This is a genomic window from Achromobacter sp. FW305-C-28 (assembly GCF_058783235.1).
On sequence record NZ_JBYSYL010000001.1, the window covers coordinates 735,478 to 750,099 of the forward strand.

A 14,622-nucleotide genomic window follows, 5' to 3' on the forward strand; every position below is an offset into this window, starting at 1 on the left:
ACGCATGAGATGGAAGAACCGTCCCGAGGGATCGAACTGGGGGGACTTCGGCCCTGATGACCAAAGAGGTTGCCTGAATTACATCACCTCCGCGAACGTGATGAAGGCGATCCAGGAAGTCCGCGAGGGACTGAGCTTCTGTTTGTCGCTGCCGCTGGATTATCCCGGCAGCAACGGCGTCAATGTCCGGCGCCATCCGCCCAAGCTGCGCCCCACCGAAAGGGACGGCGACCTGTACTTGAACTTCCCGCTGGGGCGGCTGCGTCCGGGCTGCGTCGACGTGCTCAGCGACGACATCGTCGAGATGAGCCTGCAGTACTCGACCCAATGGGATTCGCTGGCGCACGTGGGCGCGTTGTTCGACGCCAACGGCGACGGCCTGCCCGAACGCGTCTACTACAACGGCTACCGCCCCAATGAGCACGTGGTGGGTCCGGTGGACTACGACGTGGACAACGGCTTTGCCAAGACCGACCTGGGCCAGGGCGGCGCGTCGAACGCCAAGAAGCTGGACATCACCCACCTGGCCGAGTCGTGCCTGCAAAGTCGGGGCGTGATGGTCGATTTGGCCCGGCACTACGGTCGCGAGCAGAAGGCGGTGGGCTACGACGACCTTATGCGCATCCTGGAGGCGGATCGGATCGAGATCGAGCAGGGCGATATCGTGCTGTTCCATACTGAATTCGGCGATGCCCTGCTGGAAAAGAATCGCGAGCCGGACCCCCACACCTTGCACGAGATCTGCGCCGGCCTGGATGGCAGCGACGACAGGCTGTTGCAGTGGATCACCGATTCGAAAGTGGCCGCCATGGCGTCGGACAACCATGCGCTGGAGATCTACCCGACGCAAAAGCCCAACGCCTGCTGCGCCGCATTGCCGCTGCATCATCATTGCATCTTCAAGCTGGGCATGCCGATCGGCGAGATGTGGTACCTGGGCGCGCTGGCCCGCTGGTTGGCCGCGCATGGCCGCAGCCGGTTCCTGTTGACCGCACCGCCCCTGAACCTGCCCGGCGCGGTGGGTTCGCCTGCGACGCCGGTGGCCACGGTCTGAGCAGCAGTGCAGAACGGCTGAAAGAGGACGGGCCCGGCGGCAAGCCGGGCCCGCTGTCTGTGCGGCGTGCGGGGGTCAGCGTCCGACCCGGGCCTCGATTTCGCTGGCCAGATCGGCCACCGAGGTGGCGTAGAAATAGCTGCGGTTGTACTTGGTCAGCGCGAAGAAGTTGGGCGTGCCGACGCGATATTGCGCGGTGCCGCGGGCTTCTTCGACCAGGTCCACGACGCCCAGCGGCTGGTTGCCCCAGCCGGTGCTCGAGGCCCCGGGCTGCAGGCGCGCGCCCGCGGCGGTCAGGCTGGTCCAGCTTTGCTTGGGTTCCAGGCCGCCATCGACCAGCGCCGTGGGGTCCGCCGGCAGGGTCACCGGCGCAAATACCGGCAGGCCGCGCTGCCAGCCATGTTGCGCCAGGAAGCTGCCCACCGACATGATCGCGTCGCGGGTGTTGTTGGTCAGGTCGATATGGCCGCTGTCGTCGCCGTCCACTGCGTAGTGCTTGATGCTGGTGGGCATGAATTGCGGCATGCCGATGGCGCCCGCATACGAGCCGCGGGTTTCGAGATCCAGCTTGCCGTTCATGACCAGCGTCAGGAAATCGGCCAGCTGGCCGCGGAACATGGTGGCGCGTTCGGGCTTGGCCGGGTCCGGGTAGTCGAAGGCCAGGGTAGCCAGCGCGTCGAGCACGCGGAAGTTGCCCATGTTGCGGCCATACAGCGTTTCAACACCGATGATCGACGCGATGATCGGGGCCGGCACGCCGAAGCGCTGCGCCGCCTGGTTGAGCTGGTCGCGGTGCTCGTTGTAGAACTCCACGCCCCAGCCGATGCGCTTGGGTTCCACGAAGCGCGAACGGTAGGTCAGCCAGCTGCGCCAGATTTTCTTGCCCGGGGGCGACGGCGCGATCAGGCGTGCCACCGTGGCGTTGTAGCGTGCGCCTTCCAGCGCCGACACCATCGGCTTGAGCGGCAGGTTGCGCTCGGCCGCCAGCGACTCGACGAAAGCGCGCACCTCGGGCCGCAGGGCGCCCGAGGGCGTCAGGGTGGCCGGGCCGTCATCCGCCACGTCGGAGCCGGGGGTCGGCGCGGTGGGTCCGATGCGGATGGGGGTAGTGCCAGTGGTCGCCGGCGCCAGGGCGGCGGTCGAATTCGGGGCGGTGGGAGCGGTGGTGGAACACCCGGCCAGGAGAGCCGTCAGGGTTCCGAGTTGCAGTATTCGCCGACAGATGAACATAATCTTCCTTATGGAGACCATGTATCTTACCCACCCGGCATGCCGCTTGCATGAAATGGGCAGTTGGCATCCGGAGAGCCCGCAGAGGCTGGATGCCATTTCCGACCAATTGCTCGCCAGCGGCTTGATGCCATATCTGGACGACCGGCAGGCGCCCCAGGCGTCCCGCCACGACCTGCTGCGCGTGCACACTGTCCAGTATCTGGACAGTTTGCGCGAACATACGCCGGACCACGGGTATTACCCGATAGATCCCGACACGCTCATGAACCCGCATACCTACGAAGCCGCGCTGCACGCCGCCGGTGCGGGGGTGGCGGCGGTCGACGCGGTGATGGGCGGCGAGGCCCGCACGGCCTTTTGTGCGGTGCGTCCGCCGGGGCACCATGCCTGCCGCTCGCAGGCCATGGGCTTCTGCTTCTTGAACAACGTGGCCATCGCGGCCCGCCATGCGCTGGATTTCCACGGCCTGTCGCGGGTAGCCATCGTCGATTTCGACGTGCACCACGGCAATGGCACTGAAGATGTCTTCGCAGGCGACGACCGCGTGCTGATGTGCAGCTTTTTCCAGCACCCGTTCTTTCCCAACAGCGGCACCGCCGACCCGGCCGCCAACATGCTGAACGTGCCGCTGGCAGCCTACACGACGGGCGCGGCCGTGCGCCCCATCGTCACCGATACCTGGCTGCCGCGCCTGGAAGCGCACCGCCCGGAACTCATCTTGATATCAGCCGGCTTCGATGCCCATCGCGAGGACGATATGGGGCAGATGGGGCTGGTGGAGGCCGACTATGCCTGGATCACCGAGCAGCTCGTGGACGTGGCCGAACGCCACTGCCAGGGCCGGATCGTCAGCACGCTCGAGGGCGGTTACAACCTGTCCGCCCTGGGGCGCAGCGTCGTGGCGCATATACGGGCGCTGGCGAAGCTGTAGAATCAGGAAAAAATTGTGCAATGCGATCCCGGCGCATACGCCGGGTAATTAATTTCCATTTGGAGGCAGCGGGATGAAGGTGTTGGTACCTGTCAAGCGCGTCGTTGACTACAACGTCAAGGTGCGCGTCAAGTCTGATCAGACTGGCGTGGATATCGCCAATGTGAAGATGTCCATGAACCCCTTTGACGAAATCGCCGTCGAAGAAGCCACCCGCCTGAAGGAAAAGGGCGCCGTGGCCGAAGTCGTGGCGGTTTCTTGCGGCGTTGCGCAATGCCAGGAAACCCTGCGCACCGCCATGGCAATCGGCGCCGACCGTGGCGTGCTGGTCCAGACCGACGCCGAGCTGCAGCCGCTGGCCGTGGCCAAGCTGCTCAAGGCCCTGGTCGACAAGGAACAACCGCAACTGGTGATCCTGGGCAAGCAAGCCATCGACGACGACGCCAACCAGACCGGCCAGATGCTGGCCGCGCTGCTGGACTGGCCGCAAGCCACGTTCGCCAGCAAGGTCGAACTGGCCGACGGCAAGGTCACGGTCACCCGTGAAGTCGACGGCGGCCTGGAAACCCTGACGCTCAAGCTGCCCGCCATCGTCACCACCGACTTGCGCCTGAACGAGCCGCGATACGTCACGCTGCCCAACATCATGAAGGCCAAGAAGAAGCAACTGGACACCGTCACGCCGCAAGACCTGGGCGTGGACCCCGCGCCGCGCCTGAAGACCTTGAAGGTCAGCGAGCCGCCCGCCCGCAAGGCCGGCATCAAGGTGGCCGATGTCGCGGCCCTGGTGGACAAACTCAAGAACGAAGCGAAGGTGGTCTGAGATGACGACGCTGGTTATTGCCGAACACGATAACGCCCAGCTCAAGGGCGCAACCCTGAACGCCGTCGCCGCCGCCGCCAAGATCGGAGGCGACGTCCACGTGCTGGTCGCCGGCGCCAACGCCCGCGCCGTGGCCGACCAGGCCGCGCAAGCGGCCGGCGTGGCCAAGGTGCTGCTGGCCGATGCCCCGCAACTGGCCGACGGCCTGGCCGAAAACGTCGCGGCCCAGGTGCTGGCCGTGGCCTCGAACTACAGCCACATCCTGTTCCCCGCTACCGCCTCGGGCAAGAACGTGGCCCCGCGCGTGGCCGCCAAGCTCGATGTCGCCCAGATCTCGGACATCATCGGCGTGGAATCCGCCGACACCTTCCAGCGCCCGATCTACGCCGGCAACGCCATTGCCACCGTGCAATCGGCCGACTCGGTCAAGGTCATCACCGTGCGCACCACCGGCTTTGACGCCGTGGCCGCGCAGGGCGGTTCGGCTGCCGTGGAAGATATCGCCGCCGTGGCCGATTCGGGCCTGTCGAGCTTCGTCGGCCGCGAAGTCGCCAAGAGCGACCGTCCGGAACTGGCCGGCGCCCGCGTCGTCGTGTCCGGCGGCCGTGGCCTGGGCAGCGCCGAGAACTTCAAGATCCTGGATCCCCTGGCTGACAAGCTGGGCGCGGCGCTGGGCGCGTCGCGCGCGGCCGTCGACGCCGGCTACGCCCCCAACGACTGGCAGGTCGGCCAGACCGGCAAGATTGTTGCGCCGCAGCTGTACGTGGCGGTGGGCATCTCGGGCGCCATCCAGCATCTGGCTGGCATGAAGGACTCCAAGGTCATCGTGGCCATCAACAAAGACCCCGAAGCGCCGATTTTCGGCGTGGCCGATTATGGCCTGGTGGGCGATTTGTTCCAGGTCGTTCCCGAACTGACCGGCGCGCTGTAAGCCTCGATATTCCAGTGGTACCCAAAACCCGCGGACATAATGTCCGCGGGTTTTTTCATGGCCGGCTGACAATCGAAACTATTTGATATCGACCCACTAAAACTTTTGATCTTTGGAAAGATTCTGATAATGTGTTCCGCGCGCAGCTAGATTCGCGCAAGTGCTTGGCCTATACATAACGAAGGAGATTCGGGATGGAATGGTTCTTTGACACTCTGCGAAAATATCCGGAGCTTGCAATTTTCCTCACCCTGGGTCTGGGGTACTGGATAGGGGCCAAGAAAATATTCGGATTCAATCTGGGGGCAGTGACCGGCACCTTGCTGGTCGGTGTGCTGGTCGGCCAGCTCGACATCACCATCGCCCCCATCGTCAAGCAAGTCTTTTTCCTGTTGTTCCTGTTCGGCCTGGGCTACGGCGTCGGACCGCAATTCTTCCGCGGCATGAAAAGCGATGGCCTGCCGCAGGTCATCTTCGCCGTCGTCATCTGCGTCATCTGCCTGCTGGTCACCTGGGCGACTGCCGTGGGCTTTGGCTTTGACGCGGGTACCGGTGCAGGCCTGCTGGCCGGCGCGCAAACGATTTCAGCCGTGATGGGCGTGGCAACCGACACGATCAACGGCCTGGGTATCGACGCGGCGACCAAGAAGAAATGGATCGACAGCATTCCGGTGGCCTATGCCGTCTGCTACATCTTCGGCACGGTCGGCAGCGCCTGGCTGCTGGCGTCGCTGGGCCCCAAGCTGATGCGGGTGGACATCGTCAAGGAGTGCAAGGAGTACGAGGCCAAGATGTCCGGCGCTTCCGATTCGATGGAACTGTCCGGCTATCGCAAGTTCACGGCCCGTGCCTACAAGCTCGAGCACCAGGAATACGTCGGCAAGACCGTCGGTGAACTGGAATCGCACTTCGTCGAGGCGCGCGTGTTCGTCGAACGCATCCGCCGCGGCGACCAGATCATCGACAACGATTCCACCACCGTGCTGCAGGCCGGCGACGTTCTGGGCGTGACCGGCCGGCACGATGCGCTGGTGTTGCAGGCGGCCGGCATCATCGGCACCGAAGTCGAGGACCGCGACCTGCTCAACCTGCCCGCCGAGATCATCGAGGTGGTGCTGACCAACAAGAACCTGGCCGGCAAGACCGTCAAGGAGATTTCCGAGCTGGAATCGGTGCGCCAGCTGGGCCGTGGCGTATTCCTGCGCAAAGTGGTGCGAGGCGGCCACGAGATGCCGGTCAACTGGGGGCTGAAGCTGGACCGCGGCGATCACCTGTTCATCCTGGGCGCCAAGCGCGACGTGGAACGGGTGGTCGGCAAGGTGGGCTACGTGGACCGTCCCACCGACCAGACCGACATGGTGTTCGTGGGCTTCGGCATCTTGCTGGGCGGCCTGTTCGGTACGCTGGTGCTGACCGTGAGCGGCATCCCCATCACCTTGTCGACCTCGGGCGGCTCGCTGATCGCCGGCCTGATCTTCGGTTACCTGCGGTCGGTGCATCCGACGTTCGGGCGGGTGCCAGAACCCGTGCATTGGTTCCTGACATCCGTCGGCCTGACGGCCTTCGTGGCGGTGGTCGGCATCAGTTCCGGACCGGGCTTCGTGCTGGGCTTCCAGCAATTGGGCGCCAAGCTGTTCATCGCCGGCATCATCGCCACCAGCATACCGATGATCCTGGGGGTGTATATCGCCCGCTACGTGTTCAAGTTCCACCCCGCCATCGTGCTGGGTGTCTGCGCGGGCGCCCGCACCACCACGGCGGCCATCGGGCAGATCACCGAGACCGCAAAGAGCCAGGTGCCCGCGCTGGGCTACACCGTGCCTTATGCCATCGGCAACACCTTGCTCATCATCTGGGGCATCGTCATCGTCATGTTGATGACCTAGCGGGAAATCCCCGTCCGCGCAGCGCGGACGGGGCATCAAGCGGATACGGGGAAATCCCCGGCAAGCGCCTGTCAAATCGCAAACCAGGAGTACTGAATAATGGCTTCCACCGCGCCTCTCACCGTCAGCCTGGCCTCGGCCCTGAAAACCACCCGTTCCCGCCAGCGCGACCTGGAGCAACTGTCGCCGTTCGAGCTGAAGGATTACCTGATCACCCTGGCCAAGGACAGCCAGCAGACCGCCGCGCTGACCATGTTGAACGCCGGCCGCGGCAACCCCAACTGGATCGCCACCGAACCGCGCGACGCGTTCTTCCTGCTGGGCCAGTTCGCCATGAAGGAAGCGCGCCGGGTGCGCGATGACGTGATCCTGGCGGGCATGCCGCCCAAGAAGGGCTGCGCTGACCGGCTGCGCAAATTCCTGTCCAAGAACAAGGGCGCCGCGGGGGCGGACTTCCTGGCCGGGGTGCTGGAGTATGGCGTCAAGATCAAGAACTTCGTGCCGGACGAATGGATCCATGAACTGACCGACAGCATCATCGGCGACAACTACCCCGTGCCGCCCCGGTCGCTGGTGCACCTGGAGCAGGTGGTGCACGACTACCTGATCAAGGAAATGTGCGACGGCCGTCCGCCCAAGGGCAAGTTCGACCTGTTCCCGGTCGAAGGCGGCACGGCGGCCATGTGCTACATCTTCGACTCGCTGATGCAGAATGGCCTGCTCAAGCAGGGCGATACCATCGCGCTGTTCCTGCCGACCTTCACGCCGTATATCGAGATCGCGCACCTGGAGCGCTTCCAGTTCAAGATCGTGGCCATCAATGCCAGCAGCGTGCGCGCCGATGGCACCCACGACTGGCACTATCCGGCCACAGAGATCGCCAAGCTGGAGAACCCGAAGATCAAGCTGGCGGTGACCGTGAACCCCAGCAATCCGCCCTCGGTGGCGTTCAGCCCGGTCGAGATGAAGCAGATCGTGGGCCTGATCCGCAAGAATCCTGACCTGGTGCTGGTGACCGACGACGTGTACGGCACCTTCGTGCCCAACTTCCGTTCGCTGATGGCCGAGGTGCCGCACAACACCATCTGCGTCTATTCGTTCTCGAAGAACTTCGGCTGCACGGGCTGGCGCCTGGGCGTGATCGCGACCCACGAGAAGAACACGATGGACCGCCGCATCGCCGAGTTGCCCGCGTCGTGGAAGCAGCGCCTGAACAAGCGCTATGGCGCCATGACGATGGAGCCCGAAAAGCTCAAGTTCATCGACCGGATGGTGGCAGACAGCCGCAACGTGGCGCTGAATCACACCGCCGGCCTGTCGCTGCCGCAGCAGGTGCAGATGGGCTTTTTCGCGTTGTCGCACCTGCTGGACCTGAAGGATGCGTACAAGCACCTGACGATGCAGATCGTGCGGGCGCGCCGCGATGCGCTGTGGCGCGGCCTGGGAGCGCCGCTGCCGCCGGAAGATCCGATGCGCGGCTGGTACTACGTCGAGCTGGATTTCATGGTGTGGGCCAAGAACACCTATGGCGATGCCTTCTGCAAGTACATGACGTCGAACTATGAGCCGGTGGACTTCCTGTTCCGCCTGGCCGAGAAGTCCGGCGTGGTGCTGATGGACGGCGGCGGCTTCGGCGGCCCGCCTTGGTCCATCCGCATCTCGCTGGCCAACCTGGACGATGGCGACTATTCCAAGATCGGCAAGCACATGGTCGAGGCTGCTACCGAATACGTCGAAGCATGGAAGGCCGGCCAGCTGGTGCGTTCGGGCCCGACCGCGGGCAAGGGCCAGACCGTCAAGGCATCGGCGGCCAAGCGCAAGGCCGGCGATAAGGGCGCCGCCAAGAAGGCCGTGAAAAAAGCGGTGAAACAGGCCGCCAAGGCGGAACGTTCCGCCAAGAAGGCCACGGCGGGCAAGTAGCACCTCGCAGCAACCACCAGGGCGACATGACCTTATGACGTGCTCAGTCGGGTTTTTCAATAGCGTTCCCATCGCGGTGCTGTTCTTGACGGTGGGCTTGGGATACCTGATCGGCAAGCTCAAGGTCGGACCGATTCAACTGGGCGGCGTGTGCGGCACGCTGATCGTCGCCCTGTTGATCGGCCAGACCGGTTGCCAGATGCGCGGCGACCTGAAAGAGGTCGCGTTCGCCCTGTTCATCTTCGCCATGGGCTATTCGGGCGGGCCGCAGTTCTTTGCCAACCTGAACCGGTCCAGCTTGCGCTATATCGTGCTGCCGGTGATCGAAGCCTTGCTGGTGCTGACCATCGTGCTGGCGGCCGTGCCGCTGTTCGGGCTGGACGCAGGTACGGCAGCCGGGCTGGCGGCTGGTGCGGCAACCGAATCGGCGGTGGTGGGTACCGCCGCCGAAGCGCTCAAGCACCTGGGGCTGCCCGATGCCGACGTGCAGCGCATGGAAGCCAATATCGCCACGGCCTACACGCTGACGTATCTGGTGGGGCTGATCAGCATCGTCTTCTTTACCAGCCAGGTGGCGCCGGCCCTGCTACGCATCAACCTGCGCGACGCCTCGAAGGCGCTGGAGGAAAAGCTCGGCGTGACCTCGGGCGAAAGCGAAGACAGCAATCTGCCGACGCTGCCGCGCCTGGTGGGCCGTTCGCACGTGGTCAAGGACGCCGACGGCAAGACGGTGGCCGAGGTCGAGGCGGCTTTGGGCGGACGCACGGCCATCAGCCGCATCCTGCGCAATGGCGAGGCGGTCGAGCCCGCGCCCGAAGATACGCTGGCGACCGGCGATATCGTGGTGGTGCTGGGCCTGCGCCGTTTCGCATTGCGGGCCGGCTCGGTGATCGGGCCGGAAATCCAGCTGCCGGAAGCGCATGCCGACGACCTGCAACTGAGCGAACTGGCGGTCATCGTCAGCAAGAAGGCGGTCAACGGCCATACGGTGGGCGAACTGGCCCAGCGGCCGGGGGCCAAGCGGGCCCGCGGCGTGTTCCTGCAATCGATCCAGCGGTCCGGGCATATGCTGCCGGTCACGCCCGCCACGGTGGTGCAGTACGGCGACCTGGTGACGCTGGTGGGGGCGGAACCGGAACTGTCCGAGGCCGGGGCGGCGCTGGGCAACGAGCTGCGTCGCAGCGGCGTGACCGACCTGGTGTTCCTGGCGTTCGGCATCCTGGCCGGGTTGCTGATAGGCAGCCTGAGTGCGCGCCTGTGGGGTATTCCGGTTTCTCTGGGCAGCGGTGGCGGCGCCCTGGTCAGCGGCCTGGTGTGCGGCTGGATCAACGCCAAGCGGCCCGCGCTGGGCCACATGCCCGACCATGCGGTGCAGTTGCTCAAGGATCTGGGGCTGGCGGTGTTCGTCGCCTGCGTCGGCCTGTCGGCGGGGCCCGAGGCCGTGTCGCTGATCCGCGAGCACGGTGCAGTGCTGCCCCTGATCGGGCTGCTGGTGTCCCTGGGGCCTGCCTGCCTGTCGCTGTGGGTCGGGCACAAGCTGCTCAAGATCGAAGGGCCGCTGCTGGTGGGGGCCATCGCCGGCCAGCACGTCAGTACGCCGGCCATCAGTGCGATCCTGGGGGCGAGCGGCAGCGCCGTGCCGTTGCTGGGCTATACCGTCACCTATGCGATCGCCAATGTGCTGCTGCCGGTGCTGGGGCCGATCATCGTGTCGCTGGCTTATCACCTGAGCTGAGGTCACTGCGGTGCGGTGACTTTGATGCGGCGATTCTGTCGCGGCGACTTTACCGGCCTCGCGCCCGCAAAGCGCGGTGGAGGGTTTAAGATCGGTTAGGGAAACCACCGAGACCGCCCATCGACCCGCGCCATGCGTGTCACCGAAGGCGGCGCCCCCCTGCACACCGCCGCGTCCGCCGTCACGGACGACAGGCTCATGGAGACACGATGCCCTACCTTACCCCTCTGCAGGATTTCCGCTTTGCGCTGAAAGAACTCGCCGGCCTGGACGACGTCCTGAAATTGCCCGGCTTCGAAGAGGTGACGCCCGACCTGGTGGACGCCATCCTGGAAGAAAACGGCCGCTTCGTCGAGCAGGCGATTGCGCCGCTGAACGTGCCGGGCGACACCCGGCCGCCCGTATGGAACGATGGGCACGTGACGGCGACGCCGGGCTACGCCCAAGGCTTCAAGGACTACGCGGCCGGAGGCTGGCAGGGCTTGCAGCATCCGCAGGCCTGGGGCGGGCAGGGGCTGCCCAAGCTGGTCGCCGCCGCGCCCGGCGAGAACATCCAGGCGGCCAGCCTGGCATTCTCGTTGTGTCCGATGCTGACCGACGGCGTGATCGAGGCCATCCTGACGGTGGGGTCCGACGAGCAGCGCAAGAAGTTCGTCCCCAATTTGATCGGCGGCAAGTGGACGGGCACCATGAACCTGACCGAGCCGCAGGCCGGTTCGGACCTGGCGCAAGTGGCCACGCGCGCCGTGCGCCAGGAAGACGGCAGCTTCCGGTTGTCCGGCCAGAAGATCTTCATCACTTACGGCGAGCACGACCTGGCCGAGAACATCATTCACCTGGTGCTGGCGCGCACGCCGGACGCCCCGCCGGGGGTCAAGGGCATTTCGCTGTTCATCGTGCCCAAGTTCCTGGTCGGCGCCGACGGCAGCCTGGGGGCGCGCAACGACGTCTGGTGCGCGTCGCTCGAGCACAAGCTGGGCATCCACGGCAGCCCCACGGCGGTGCTGCTGTACGGCTCGGGCAAGGGCGAGGTTGGCGAGGGCGCGGTGGGCTACCTGGTCGGCGAGCTCAACCGTGGGCTGGAATACATGTTCATCATGATGAACGCCGCCCGCTATTCGGTGGGGCAGCAGGGCATCGGCGTGTCCGAACGCGCCTACCAGCACGCGCTGGCCTATGCACGCGAGCGGGTGCAGGGGCGGGCAGTGGAAGGCTCGGCCGCGCCCGTCGCCATCGCACGCCACCCTGACGTGCAGCGCATGCTGCTGACCATGAAGGCGCTGACCGAGGCGGCGCGGGCCGTGTCCTACGTGACGGCGGCGGCGCACGACAAGGGCACGCACCATCCCGATCCCGAGCAGCGCGCCCGCAACCGGGCGTTCTACGAATACATGGTGCCCATCGTGAAGGGCTTTTCGACCGAGTCCGCCGTCGAGGTGGCGTCGCTGGGCATCCAGGTGCATGGCGGCATGGGCTACATCGAAGAGACCGGCGCGGCGCAGTTTTACCGCGATGCCCGCATCCTGCCCATCTATGAAGGCACCACCGCGATCCAGGCCAACGACCTGGTCAGCCGCAAGACCCAGCGCGACGCCGGCGCCACCGCCTTCGCCGCGATCTCGGCGATGCGCGAAACGTTGCGGGCGATCGAGGCCGAATCCTCGCGCGCTTCGGCGCCCGAGCGCGACGGGCTGCGTCTGTTGCGCGACAACCTGGACAGCGCCATCCAGGCCTACGAGGCCGGCGTGGAATTCATTCTTGAGCAATCGGCTGCAAACATCCGGGCCGTCTATTCCAGCAGCGTGCCTTACCTGATGTTGGCCGGCGTGGTGCATGGCGGCTGGCAGATGGCGCGCGCGGTGCTGGTCTGCCGCCGGCGCCTGGCCGGCGGCTCGACCGATCCGTTCCTTCGCGAGAAGCTGGCCACCGGATTGTTCTATGCGGCGCACATCCTGCCGCGCGCCCTGGCGCTGTCCGCCGCAGTGCGCGCCGGGGTGGTGGCGGACGCCTGCGGAGCCGCTGCGAATATTGCATAAGGTTATATGCCTTGCGTATTTCCCCCGCAACAGGTTTGATGGAAGAATCGTTTTCCGGGGCGGCCCTTGCCGCCGCTGAAACGATTTCCCGGCGGGTCCCGGGCCTGGAGGCCGGCCGGTTCCGTAAACCTGAATGCGCACGCAGGAGACACCATGAGTCATCTACGCCTGGGCGATACCGCCCCCGATTTCGAACAGGAATCCTCGGCCGGCCCGATCCGCTTCCATGAGTATCTGGGCAATAGCTGGGGTGTCCTTTTTTCGCATCCGGCCGACTTCACGCCGGTCTGCACGACCGAGCTGGGCTACACCGCCAAGCTGGCCGATGAATTCGCCAAGCGCAACGTGAAAGTGCTGGCCCTGTCCGTGGACGGCGCCGATTCGCACAGCAAGTGGATCGAAGACATCAACGACACGCAGTCCACCAAGGTCAACTTCCCGATCCTGGCCGACAAGGACCGCAAGGTGTCCGAGCTGTACGACATGATCCATCCGAACGCCAACGCCACCCTGACGGTGCGCTCGGTGTTCATCATCGACCCGAACAAGAAGGTCCGCCTGACCATCACGTACCCGGCCAGCACCGGCCGCAACTTCAACGAGATCCTGCGCGTCATCGATTCGCTGCAGCTGACCGACAGCCACAGCGTGGCCACGCCGGTCAACTGGGAAGACGGCGACGACGTGATCATCGTTCCGTCCCTGCAGGACGAAGCCGTGATCAAGCAGAAATTCCCCAAAGGCTACAAGGCCGTGCGTCCATACCTGCGCATTACGCCGCAACCGAATAAGTAAATAAGAAAATCGTGCGCAAGGCGGCCCGCGCCGCCTCGCCCGATTTCGGCGGGCAGCGCCCGTCGCGCCGCGTTTTCCCCTGGGAAAGCGCGGCTTTTTTGCTTTTTGGGGCCGCCACGCGCCGCCGCGCTATATGCCTGGGAGCGATGAGCAATCAAAGAATGATTCGTTCCGTTCAGAACAGGCCCCCGGCAAACTTGCTTCCACATTGCCAAACACGGGAAGGGAGCAAGGAATGTCTTTCAGGAAAGCGGGTTGGTTGGCCGCCTTGGCCGCAGTGACGGTGTCCTTTGCCGCGATCGCGCCGGCGCAGGCGCAGCAGAAGCAGACCCTGTTGAACGTGTCCTACGATCCGACGCGCGAGCTGTACCGCGCCATCGATGACGCCTTCATCAAGCAATACAAGGAAAAGGCCAACGTCGATCTGACGATTCGCCAGTCGCATGGCGGTTCGGGCCGCCAGGCGCGTTCGGTCATCGACGGGCTGGAAGCCGACGTGGTGACGCTGGCGCTGGCCTACGACATCGACGCCATCGCCGACCGCGGCCTGGTGCCCGAGAACTGGCAGGCGCGCCTGCCGCAGAACAGCTCGCCGTACACCTCGACCATCGTGTTCCTGGTGCGCAAAGGCAACCCCAAGCAGATCAAGGACTGGGACGACCTCATCAAGGACGGTGTGCAGGTGATCACGCCCAATCCGAAGACCTCGGGCGGCGCGCGCTGGAACTACCTGGCGGCCTGGGCGTACGCGCTGGAAAAGAACGGCGGCAGCGAAGAGAAGGCGCGCGCCTACGTCGGCGACCTGCTCAAGCACGTGCCGGTGCTGGATACCGGCGCCCGTGGCGCCACCACCACCTTCGTCGAGCGCGGCGTGGGCGACGTGCTGCTGGCCTGGGAAAACGAGGCCTTCCTGGCGCTCGAGGAACTGGGTCCGGACAAGTTCGACATCGTGGTGCCGTCGCTGTCCATCCTGGCCGAGCCGCCCGTGGCCATCGTCGACAAGATCGTCGACAAGAAGGGCACCCGCGCCGCGGCGCAGGCCTATCTTGAATTCCTGTACACGCCCGCCGCGCAGGAAATCATCGCCAAGAACTACTACCGCCCCATCGACAAGACGGTGGCCGCCAAGTACGAAAGCAAGTTCCCCAAGGTCAAGCTGGTGACCATCGACGACAAGATCTTCGGCGGCTGGCGCAAGGCGCAGAAGGACCACTTCAGCGACGGCGGCACGTTTGACCAGATCTACCAGCCGCAGAAGAAATAAGCGGACAACCAGCG

11 protein-coding genes are annotated in these 14,622 nt (G+C 65.1%); 10 read left to right on the plus strand and 1 reads right to left on the minus strand.

The features are described 5' to 3' along the window. The first annotated feature begins 4 nt into the window (after positions 1-4). A complete protein-coding gene (locus AC3WMR_RS03370) occupies positions 5-1,054 on the plus strand; it encodes a cyclase family protein (RefSeq protein WP_492262660.1) in 1,050 nt (349 codons plus the stop codon). A gap of 75 nt (positions 1,055-1,129) precedes the next feature. On the opposite strand, the gene mltB is transcribed toward AC3WMR_RS03370, so the two are convergent. After that, positions 1,130-2,284 carry a lytic murein transglycosylase B gene (gene mltB / locus AC3WMR_RS03375; RefSeq protein WP_025140174.1) on the minus strand — a complete coding sequence of 385 codons (1,155 nt, stop codon included), beginning with the start codon at positions 2,282-2,284 and terminating at the stop codon, positions 1,130-1,132. 10 nt (positions 2,285-2,294) lie between these two features. Here mltB and AC3WMR_RS03380 point away from each other — a divergent pair, with 10 nt between their 5' ends. From AC3WMR_RS03380 to AC3WMR_RS03420, 9 genes are all read left to right on the plus strand, one after another. Continuing rightward, positions 2,295-3,218, plus strand: coding sequence for a histone deacetylase family protein (locus AC3WMR_RS03380; protein ID WP_492262661.1), 924 nt, complete (start codon positions 2,295-2,297; stop codon positions 3,216-3,218). A 73-nt stretch (positions 3,219-3,291) separates the two neighbouring features. Next, positions 3,292-4,041 (plus strand): electron transfer flavoprotein subunit beta/FixA family protein, encoded by a 750-nt coding sequence (locus AC3WMR_RS03385; RefSeq protein ID WP_008164052.1) that lies wholly within the window; start codon positions 3,292-3,294, stop codon positions 4,039-4,041. Position 4,042: 1 nt separating this feature from the next. Beyond that, positions 4,043-4,972, plus strand: a complete 930-nt coding sequence (locus AC3WMR_RS03390) for an electron transfer flavoprotein subunit alpha/FixB family protein (protein ID WP_492262662.1) — start codon at positions 4,043-4,045, stop codon at positions 4,970-4,972. A gap of 194 nt (positions 4,973-5,166) precedes the next feature. Beyond that, positions 5,167-6,858, plus strand: coding sequence for an aspartate-alanine antiporter (gene aspT, locus AC3WMR_RS03395; protein WP_492262663.1), 1,692 nt, complete (start codon positions 5,167-5,169; stop codon positions 6,856-6,858). Positions 6,859-6,957: 99 nt separating this feature from the next. Next, positions 6,958-8,778 carry a bifunctional aspartate transaminase/aspartate 4-decarboxylase gene (locus AC3WMR_RS03400; RefSeq protein WP_492262664.1) on the plus strand — a complete coding sequence of 607 codons (1,821 nt, stop codon included), beginning with the start codon at positions 6,958-6,960 and terminating at the stop codon, positions 8,776-8,778. A gap of 34 nt (positions 8,779-8,812) precedes the next feature. Continuing rightward, positions 8,813-10,513 (plus strand): aspartate-alanine antiporter, encoded by a 1,701-nt coding sequence (aspT, locus tag AC3WMR_RS03405; RefSeq protein WP_492262665.1) that lies wholly within the window; start codon positions 8,813-8,815, stop codon positions 10,511-10,513. A 209-nt stretch (positions 10,514-10,722) separates the two neighbouring features. Then, a complete protein-coding gene (locus tag AC3WMR_RS03410; protein ID WP_492262666.1) occupies positions 10,723-12,549 on the plus strand; it encodes an acyl-CoA dehydrogenase in 1,827 nt (608 codons plus the stop codon). A gap of 153 nt (positions 12,550-12,702) precedes the next feature. After that, a complete protein-coding gene (locus AC3WMR_RS03415) occupies positions 12,703-13,344 on the plus strand; it encodes a peroxiredoxin (RefSeq protein ID WP_025140182.1) in 642 nt (213 codons plus the stop codon). A gap of 235 nt (positions 13,345-13,579) precedes the next feature. Continuing rightward, entirely contained in the window at positions 13,580-14,608 is a 1,029-nt protein-coding gene (locus AC3WMR_RS03420) for a sulfate ABC transporter substrate-binding protein (protein WP_025140183.1), read from the plus strand. Positions 14,609-14,622 lie beyond the last annotated feature (14 nt).